General features: G+C 72.6%; 8 protein-coding genes and 1 tRNA gene. 1 reads left to right on the forward strand and 8 read right to left on the reverse strand.

Annotated features, from left to right (window positions below; genetic code table 11):
• Positions 1 to 45: 45 nt before the first annotated feature.
• Complete coding sequence (locus ACWDBB_RS09135; protein ID WP_449788956.1) at positions 46 to 411, reverse strand: hypothetical protein; 366 nt, start codon at positions 409 to 411, stop codon at positions 46 to 48.
• Positions 412 to 694: 283 nt separating this feature from the next.
• Between ACWDBB_RS09135 and ACWDBB_RS09140 the strand changes: the two genes are divergently transcribed.
• Positions 695 to 771 (forward strand) — tRNA-Met (locus ACWDBB_RS09140).
• Between the two features lie 55 nt (positions 772 to 826).
• Here ACWDBB_RS09140 and ACWDBB_RS09145 read toward each other — a convergent pair.
• The 7 genes from ACWDBB_RS09145 to ACWDBB_RS09175 all read right to left on the reverse strand — a co-directional run bounded on the left by ACWDBB_RS09145 (position 827) and on the right by ACWDBB_RS09175 (position 8,592).
• On the reverse strand, positions 827 to 1,816 hold the full coding sequence (locus ACWDBB_RS09145; RefSeq protein WP_449788957.1) for an ATP-binding protein: 990 nt from the start codon (positions 1,814 to 1,816) through the stop codon (positions 827 to 829).
• 264 nt (positions 1,817 to 2,080) lie between these two features.
• Positions 2,081 to 3,004 (reverse strand): GNAT family N-acetyltransferase, encoded by a 924-nt coding sequence (locus ACWDBB_RS09150; RefSeq protein WP_449788958.1) that lies wholly within the window; start codon positions 3,002 to 3,004, stop codon positions 2,081 to 2,083.
• Positions 3,005 to 3,294: 290 nt separating this feature from the next.
• On the reverse strand, positions 3,295 to 4,548 hold the full coding sequence (locus tag ACWDBB_RS09155; RefSeq protein ID WP_449788959.1) for a hypothetical protein: 1,254 nt from the start codon (positions 4,546 to 4,548) through the stop codon (positions 3,295 to 3,297).
• Positions 4,549 to 4,561: 13 nt separating this feature from the next.
• Entirely contained in the window at positions 4,562 to 5,848 is a 1,287-nt protein-coding gene (locus ACWDBB_RS09160; protein ID WP_449788960.1) for an MFS transporter, read from the reverse strand.
• A gap of 82 nt (positions 5,849 to 5,930) precedes the next feature.
• Positions 5,931 to 7,445 carry a relaxase/mobilization nuclease domain-containing protein gene (locus ACWDBB_RS09165; protein ID WP_449788961.1) on the reverse strand — a complete coding sequence of 505 codons (1,515 nt, stop codon included), beginning with the start codon at positions 7,443 to 7,445 and terminating at the stop codon, positions 5,931 to 5,933.
• Positions 7,446 to 7,651: 206 nt separating this feature from the next.
• Positions 7,652 to 8,098, reverse strand: a complete 447-nt coding sequence (gene mobC, locus ACWDBB_RS09170; protein ID WP_449788962.1) for a plasmid mobilization relaxosome protein MobC — start codon at positions 8,096 to 8,098, stop codon at positions 7,652 to 7,654.
• Positions 8,099 to 8,358: 260 nt separating this feature from the next.
• On the reverse strand, positions 8,359 to 8,592 hold the full coding sequence (locus ACWDBB_RS09175) for a hypothetical protein (RefSeq protein WP_449788963.1): 234 nt from the start codon (positions 8,590 to 8,592) through the stop codon (positions 8,359 to 8,361).
• Positions 8,593 to 8,943: the final 351 nt, after the last annotated feature.

Raw genomic sequence — 8,943 nt, forward strand, 5'->3', positions numbered from 1 at the left:
CTTCGCGGCATCCGATGAATGTTGCATCGGATGCAAGACCGCTCGTTACTGGAAGTACGCCCCGCGGAAGAGGCCGTCGAATCCGAGGCCGCGGTACATCTCCTCGAACGAGTCCCACTCGCGTTCCTCGAAGGAGTCGTGCCGGGCGCCGGCGACATCGCCAACCTCGAGGTCCGTCTCGCGCCACTCGTGTGCGCAACGGCAGCGGACGAAGACGAGGTTGGGGTGGACGTGGATGAGGAGCCAGTCGCAGGTCGCCTGGCACTGAGCGCAGGAGATGAGCATGCCGCGAGGGCTCAGGGGGCCGGGGTGCGGGACAGCCAGGGTGCTCGGAACTGGCTCGGCTGGCTGCGGCTCCTGGCCGAAGCGGAAGTGGGTGAAGCCAGGCAGGTCGTCGCTGCGGTCAGACATGGTCAAGGAGCCCCCAACTCGTGATGTACGGGATAGAACATCCCGCAAAGAGAATCTTGTTCCATATTGTCTGTTTTGCCGATGTCGGCTCGGTCACACCTGGGCGGCATGGCTCGCGGCAACCTTCGACGGCACGCTCACCTTCACGAGCCAACTGCCTGCACCGAGCGCTCTGGGGAGTTGGAAGTAACACGTGGGACACCCCAGTTCCGTCTGCACGTACAACGTGTCCGTCCGCTGATTTCGCCCCACGTCGTAGCTGCCGTAGAGTCACTGTCACCGACGCGGGGTGGAGCAGCTCGGTAGCTCGCTGGGCTCATAACCCAGAGGTCGCAGGTTCAAATCCTGTCCCCGCTACCACGAAGGCCCGGGGCCGGAACGCAGTGCGTTCCGGCCCCGGGCCTTGTTCGTTGGGCTAGTTGACGGTGATGTCGAGGTGGCAGGCGGCGTCGGCGAGGTGCTGGAGGCAGCGCTCGGCGGTGGTGTCGCGCGCGACGAGGTGGGCGACGCGGGCGGTGCCGAGGTCGCCGGCGGGCGGCAGGGCGACGTGGTCACCGGTCTGCTTTTCCCAGACCAGGCGCTCCAGCCACGGCTGCTCGCTCAGCGTGGGGTCCGCCGTGGCGCGGGTGAGGCGGCCGGTGGCGGGGGCGTAGGCCATGTGGATGGCCGCGGCTCGGCGCCTGGTGGGGGCGAGGTCGGGCTGCAAGCCGAGGGCGATGTCGGCGGCGGCGAGCGGGAGGTCAATGCCGGTGGCCTCGCGGACCAGGTGGGGGATCAGGTCTCCGGCCAGGCGTCCGTTGACCTCAATCAGGCGGGGGGTGTTGCCGCCGTCGGTCAGTCGCATCTCGACGTGGGAGATGCCGTTGGCGAAGCCGACGGCATCCAGGGCCTGTACGGCGGTGGGCCCGACCAGGGCGAGGAGCGGGTCTCCCGCTTCGACGCTGTGGCCGGTCTCCTCGAAGTACGGCGCGGGCCCGAGGCGCTTGCGGGTCACGGCAACGGGCGTGGTCACGCCGAGGACGGTGACGCACTCGACCGAGACCTCCGGCCCGTCCAGGTACTCCTCGACGAGGACACCGAAGCCGTCGTCGGCGTGGAGGGCGGCCTGGGTGTAGGCGTCGACGAGGTCGAAGGAATCATCCGCCCGGCGCACCCCGATGCTGCCCGCCGCAGCGGTCGGCTTGACGACGACGGGGTACCCGATGCCCTCGGCGGCGGCGAGGGCCTGGTCGAAGGAGTCGACGCGGACGCTGGCCGCGGAGGGGACACCGGCGGCGGCGAAAGCCGCGCGGCTGGCAGCCTTGTTGCGGCAGGCGTGGGCGGTGGCCTCGGAGTTGCCGAAGGTGCCGAAGGCGCTGGCCAGGCGAGCGGCGCTCGGCTGGGCGTACTCGTCCCAGCTGAGCACCCCGGTGATGCGGTGGTGCCGGGCGAGGCGCTCGGCGGCGGCCAGGGCCTGGTCCGGGTCCCGGGTGTCGGTGACCTGGTGGTCGGCGATGTACGGCAGTTGCCAAGTGGGCTCGTGCTGGGCAAGGAGGACGACGCGGTGGTGCTCGGCGATCTGCTCCAGCGTGTAGCGGCGGTACTGCTCGTCGCCGGAGGAGACGAGCAGGAGGGTCGGGGTGGTGCTGGTCAGGAGGTGGTCCTTCCGGGGGGTGAGCGTGCGGGGGTGTCACCAGTGCAGGTCGGGGTGGTGGCGCAGGGCCTGTTCGCCGAGTCGGCGGGAGAGGGTGGTCAGGGCGTCGGCGGTGGTGGCAGCCTCAGTGGGCAGGTGGATGACGGTGCGCAGGACCGTCGGCCGGTAGCCGAGGCGCTTCTTGGCCAGGTAGTTGGCGCGTCCGGCGTCGATGCGGCGGGCGCCGTGTTCGATGGCCCAGCGGGGGGCTTCGGTCATCAGCCAGGTGTAGGCGTGGCGGCCGAGGGGGTGCTGGTAGTCGATGCCGGAGGCCCACAGGTAGAGGCACCTGTCGTGGAGGAAGGCGTACATGCCGCCGACGAGGCGCCCCTGGTGGCGGGCGGCGAGCAGGACGGCGCCGGGGACCTGGGCGAGATGCTCGAACATGTCGTGACCGTAGAGGGCGGTGCCGTGGCGCTCGGCGGTGCCGACGGCCAGCGCGGTGAACTCCTCCAGGTGCGACAGCATCCGGGGGCCGGTGAGCGGGTCGAGGGTCAGTCCGGCCTCGGTGGCGCGGCGCCACTGGCGGCGGGCGTCGCGGCGGTGGCCGGCGGGGGTGTCGTCCCACCAGTGGTCGAGGCCTGCGCAGGTGGGCAGGTCGCGCACGTGGGCGACGTCCGTGGCCAGGTTGAGGACGCGGGCGGCGCCTTCGTGACGTCCGGCGGTGGTGAGGCGGTCGGCCTGGTCGGCGGTGAGCCCGGAGTAGACGACGGCGTGGGCACCGTACTCGTCGGCGAGGTGGAGGCCTGCGAGCGTGGCCAGGCGGGCGCTGGTGTCGGTGGCGGCTCCGGCGCCGCCGTACTGGCCGTGGGGGCTGCCGGAGTAGAGGACCGGGCCGAGCCACACCGGTGCGACGCCCGCGTCGGTTTCCTGGCTGGACCAGTACGGGCAGCCTCGGGCGGGGACGAGGAAGTACGGCACCGTCTCGGTGATGCCGGCGCCGAAGTCCGTGATGTGCAGGTGGCGGTGGGCATCGATCTGCTCGGTGGTGAGCTTCTCCCAGGCGGCGGTCCACGCGCGGGTGCGGGAGGGGTGGGCTGCGGGGTGGCTGTCGTCGGGGGCGTCGGCGATCGTGTCGTACCAGGTGCTGAGGGCGTGGGTGATCTCGTCGTCGGCGTCATTGGTGCTGTGGGTGATATGTCTCTCCGGCAGGTCGGTTGTGTGGTCGGTCGGCCCGGTTCGGGCTCGGTGTGCACCGGCCGAGTGGGTGGTCAGCGGGTGGGGCGGTGCCGGCCTGGTGGCGGTGCTGCGGTCGCGGCCTCAGTGGCGGGTGAGGGCTGGACGGGAAGGTTGCTCGCGCGGGCGAGGGCGGCCTTCATCTGCTGGTCCCGGTCGGGGACGGGTGTGCCGATCCTCGGCGTGATGTGCACGGCCAGTGCGGGCAGCAGGCCTTGCACGAGCCGCTGGGCGACGGGCCAGGCCTCCTGGTTGCGCAGGTCGTCGGCACGGCGCAGGACGGGCTCGATTTTTTCGGGCGGTCCGACGAGGGCTGCTCTCGCGTCACGCCAGCCGTCCCGGATCTCCTGGAGGTGGGCGAGCGCGTATTCGACGATGTCGAGGCGTCGCAGGTCGGGGCCGACGGCTGGGTCCAGGTGGTCCTCGACGTGGGTGGCGGATCGGATGCCGGCGACGACGTGCTGCCCGGTGTCGAGGAGTACCTCGACGTGGTACCAGGCCCTGCGGTTGCGGTCGTGCTCGGATTCGAAGATCTGGGCCCTTCGGTCTCGGGTGTCCGACCAGGAGTGCTCCCCGACCAGGGCGTTGCTCAGGTCCTGGAGGCCTTGGACGGCGTTGGCCGTGGCTTCCGAGCGGGCCCGCCAGAGGGCCTGCTGGTAGCGCGGTGCGAGGGTGCCGGTGATCTCGGCCGCCACCGTGGCCGTATCCAGCTCCTTCGCGAAGCGGTCCGGTGCGGTCGGCTCCGGTGCGCCGCCGAAGAGGTGGTGGCTGTCGTCGGGCCGGGCCGGGCCGACGAGGAGCGGAGTGTCGGCGCCCGGCCGGACCGCGAGCAGGCGCTCACCGGCGGGGCCGGTGAGGGCGATGGCGGTGTGCGGAGCGGTGGTGCTGGTGAAGCCGGGCCAGGACCAGGACCAGGCCCGGTCGTGCAGGTCGGCGAGGTCGCGGCCCGGGTGGAGCGGCAGGGGCCGGACCGACCAGCCGGGCAGGTGGCCGGCCAGGCTCTCTGCGAGTGGCGAGGTGACGGGGTCTGCCGGTCGGTCCGGAAGGGCGTTGCCGTGTTCGTCGAAGTACACGCGCGCGAACCGTCCGGCCCCAGGGGGCGACTCAGTGAGCCGGAACAGAACTTCGGTACTCGCCCACTGGCCTTCGGTGGTATAGGAATTGACGCCGAACGCGAGCTCCCAGCGCGGGTGGGCGTTGGGAAGGTAGGCCCGCAGGTGCTCGAAGGCCGCGAAGTCCTCGTCGGTGAGGTCGGCGTGGTCGATGTAGGCGATCGGGTCGTCGGGCACGGTGTCCTCCGGATCAAGCGGCCATCAGGGGCCGGTCGGCGTTGTGGGGGTGCTCCCAGGCCGCGCGGTGGGCACGCAGTCCGCGGAAGCAGGCGATGGTGCCAGCCGAGACGAGGAGTCCGGCCACGGCGACCAGCAGGCTCAGGTGGTCGGCGGGCCACAGGGCGACCAGGAGCCCGGCCAGCGGGAGCGGGGCGAGAACGAACAGGACGGTGGTGGCGAGCGTGGCGGCGAAGGCCCGCTCGGGGATGAGGCGGGCGCGGGCGGTGCGCAGGACTACGGTCACCGCGCCCTCGCCCGCCATCAACAGCCCGACCGCGGCGGCGTAGAGCGGGAGGTTGGGTGCCAGGGCGCTGGCGAGGGTGGCGGTGCACATGGCGGCGGCCGAGGCCGTGCCGACGGCGAACAGGCCGAAGCGGTCTATGGCGCGGTGGGCGACGGCGACCGCGGCCAGCGAGAGAGCGGCGGCGAGGCTCCACACCGCGCCGACGGCGGCGCTGGAGTGGTGCAGGGTCCGGGTCACGGTGACGGGGGCGGAAACCTGGAGCAGGCCGCTGGCCAGGTTGACGCAGGCCAGCGCTCCGACCAGCCAAGCCAGCGCGGGGGTACGGCGCAGGGTGCCCATGCCGGTGGCGAGGCTGGCCAGCGGGTGGCGGGCAACGGCGTCGGTGACGACGTGCAGGTGCGGGCGATGGGTCCGCACGCTCGCGGCGACGGTGGCGGTGACGGCTGACAGGATCGCGACGACCACCAGCAGCAGGGCCGGTCCGGCGAGCAGCAGCAGGCCGCCGATCATCGGGCCGATCAGGAGGGCGGCCTGGTCGGTGCCGGTGAGGACGGCCTGGACACGGTGTGCGCGCTCGCCAGCCCGGCGGCTGGCTTCAGCGGCCACGGATTCGTTGGCGAGGTAGGCGGCCTCGGCGAGCATGCCGGCGATCACGCCGAAAACGAGCACCAGCCATGCCCCGGCTCCGACGGCGAGTCCGATCAGGGTGGCGAGGGCGGTGCAGCCGCGCAGCAGGCTCGTGGCCAGGACGGCGGTGCGGGGGCTGTACCGGTCGATGATGGGGCCGGCGCCCGCGATGGCGGCGAGGCGGGGCAGCCATTCCAGTAGGAAGGCCAGTCCGGCCCATCCGGGCGAGTGGGTGAGGGTGAGGACGAGCAGCGGCACGGCGTACATGACCACGGCGGCGGCGAGCGAGTCGCTGGCGCGCAGGGTGTAGCAGCGCAGCATCCAGTCGCGGTCGGCCGCGCTGGTGGCTCGGTGCCGTTGGTGGCCGGCGGCGGTCGGGCGGGACAAGGGCGGTCTCCTGCGTGGGTGCGGCGAAGTGGGGTTGGTTCGGCCGCCGACGGAGCCCTGGTGGCGTCCGTCGGCGGCCGGGTCAGCGGCGCTGCCGCGTGGCGGCAGCGGTCGTGGCGGGCGGGACCGGGGCCGTCGCGCTGGTGATCCGGGCCGGCTTGCCCGCGGCGGGGTGCGGCAGCTTCGCGATGTGCCGTACTCGCCAGGTCAGCACGGCGGTGACCGAGCCCGCGGTGTCCAGCTCTCGCCATGAACGGGCGCGCTCCAGCAGCGCGTTGGGGTCGTGCCCGGCTGCCTCTGCCTCGGCGAGGGCGGCGGCCAGGGCGTCGAACTCCGGCTCGGCGAGCATCCGCTGACCGTCCTCACCGGGTACCGCCCGGCGCACGGCCTGCTCGAGGCGTGCGCGCACCGCGGCGGGGAGCTGGCGGCCGCGCTCGCGCAGGGCGGCCAGCGGCTGGTCGGCGGCCTGCTGGTAAGCCGCTCGCAGACGGTCGGCCGCCGCAAGGGCGGCGGCGGCCTGCTGGCGGTGGCCCTGCTCGGTGTGCCAGCGGCTGGTCGCGATCACGAGCAGGATCAGCGCCGACAGCACGGTGGCGGCGGCAGTGGCGTCCGGGCCCCGGTTGGTGGTGTAGCCGCCGGACAGCACCGCGCGGGCGGCGGCCCGCACGGCACGGGAGTCGGCGTTCGCGGCTCGCACGTGCGAGCGCGAGGCTCGCTCGTACGCCCGGGCCGCGGCCAGCAGCTCCTGCTTCTGTGCTGGCAGGGCCGTGGCCGCCAGGGCGTCGAGCACCTCCCCGGTCGCCTCGACCACCCCGGCCGCGTCCTCGGGCTCGCCGTGCAGGAGGTTGATGGCCTCCATGACCGTGTCCGCCGCCCGGAGCCGGGCGGCGGCTGCCGGAGACCGGCGGCCAGCCGGAGTGCGGCCACCACCGTCCTGTGCCGCGGGACCGGGATTCTCCCCACGGTCCGGGGCCGGAGCGGCGAGGCGGCGGCGGATCTTGGGCAGGGTCAGGTCGGGGGCAAGCTTGTACCCGCCGAACCACACCGGTTCGCCGGTGGCGTCGTGCTCTCCGACGACGGCGACGCTGTAGCCGAGGGTGTCGCCGGACGGGCCGATCTTGCGGTTGACCAGCACGCCTGCTGTCTCCAGCCGGGTGAAGAACTCGGCTTCGTTCACCGCGCCGGCCAGGGCCTGGCGGACCGCGTCGCGCAGCTGCTGCCGACTCGTGTCCGCCTCGCCGAGGCGGGCGGCCTTGTGCTTCTCGCGGTTGGTGGGCTCCTTCGCGGCCGTGCCGTCACCGGAGTTGAGTTCGCGCAGCCCCCACTCGCGTTCGATCTTTCGGCACTCGGCCTGGGCCCGGCGGAAGTCGCACTCGATGTCCGCCTTGAGCAGGTTGCCGCGCACGATGGTGGCGGCGATGTGGATGTGGTCGTCGGCGTGGCGGACGGCGACCCACCGGCAGCCGTCGGGATCGCCGTCCTCGGCGATCCCGGTGGCGGCGACGACCCGGCGCGCCACCACCGCCCACTCTTCGTCACTGAGCAGCCGGTCTTCGGGGGCGGTGCGGACCGAGCAGTGCCACACGGGCTTCTTCAACCGGCGCCGGGGGCCGCGCTGGTCGACCCGCAGGTCGAGTGCCGTCTGGAGCTGCTTGATCGTGGCGTTCGGATCGCGTCCCGGGTCGGGTGCGAAGCCGTCCCAGGAGGCAACGAGGTGCGGGTCGGTGTGCTCGTCCTTACGTCCGGGGCCGTAGAGGTAGGCCAGCAGACCGTACGTCCGCTCGCCGCGGGTGATGTTCGGGTTCAGTGCTTCTTCCGCTGCTTGAGGAGTCCAGCTGCCGTGGAGTCGACTGTGGCGATGGCGCCGCGGACCGCGGTCAGCGCCGCGACCAGATCGGCCGGGTGTGGGAGACCGCCGGCGTTCAGCTCCCGTGCGATCTGGTTGATGTTGTTGCCGACGCGGGCGGTCTGCCGGCGCGCGGCGGCGAGTTCGTCGATCGCACGGTCGAGCTGATCGTCTGGGTTGCGAGTGGAGTTGGGGTGCGTCGCGGCAGTGAGCGCTGCGCTCGCGACGAAGCGGGCGACGGTCTCGGCACGATCGGCGGCGGCGCGGCGGATGAGGGCTTGCTCGTCGTTGCTCACGCGGATCGTCAGGATTCGCTGGCGCTGCTGCGGCTCGTGGAAGCGGCGACGCGGACGGCGCTCTGCGGTCGACTCGGCGGCGTCGGCGACGGGCTCGGCGGCGGTCATCTCGGGTTGTTCCTGTCGGTTGTCCTGCCCGCCGATGCCCCCTGGCTGCGGCGAACCGAGTGTCGTGGTCGAGCGCCCCCGCTCGGCCACGGCACTCGGCCCTTCCCCCGCCCTGGGCGGGGGCGAGCCCTTGGAGTGTCCGATAGGACACTCCAAGGGGATAGCTCGCTCCGCCGTAGGTGGCAACGCGCCCGGATTCCGGGGCGGTTGGCGGCGGCCAGAGTCAGGCACATCCTCGGGGCCGGCTGGAGAGCGGGTAGTCAGAAGTCGTCGTCGCCGGCCAGTCCACGGGCGGCGAGCGCCGAGATCAAGTGATCCATGACCAGCTCCTCCGTCTGACCGCCGCTCAGGATCTCGACCGGACCGCCGACGGTCCGCCGGACCTTCCAGCGGCCGTCGCCCAGTGACTGGGCGCTGTGGACGTGATGGTGGCGGGCCAGGACGGCCATGAAGTCGGCAACGATGTCGCGGTCCGCCAGCACGGTGGTGCTCATGTGGTGCTCCGTTGGTGAGTTGGGGAGGGTGGGGAGGTGGGGATAGTGCACAGTCACCGGCGTGGTGGCGGTGGCCTGTCGGTCCGCAAGGCCTCGAGAATCTCCGGAATCCGGTCGTTCGCCACGCTGAGCCCCTGACGACGGATGCCCTCGCGGACCGTCCGGTACGTGATACGACCTGCCTGTGCTGCGGCCTGACGGCCAGCAGCTAGAAGCGCCGGATCCAGTCCTTCAGGTGGACCGCCGGGTCGAGCACCCGGACCGCCGGGCGGAGGAACCGGACCACCGTCGGACGGACCGCCGAGCGAAGAAGCCGGACCGCCGCCGACCGGACCGCCGCCCTCAGCCGGA

The sequence above is a fragment of the Kitasatospora sp. NPDC001095 genome, assembly GCF_053598615.1.

Coding starts and splice junctions, on each gene's coding strand:
- ACWDBB_RS09135 (WP_449788956.1), bottom strand. CDS start 411: ATGTCTGACCGCAGCGACGACCTGCCTGGCTTCACCCACTTCCGCTTC.
- mobC (WP_449788962.1), bottom strand. CDS start 8,098: ATGACCGCCGCCGAGCCCGTCGCCGACGCCGCCGAGTCGACCGCAGAG.
- ACWDBB_RS09175 (WP_449788963.1), bottom strand. CDS start 8,592: ATGAGCACCACCGTGCTGGCGGACCGCGACATCGTTGCCGACTTCATG.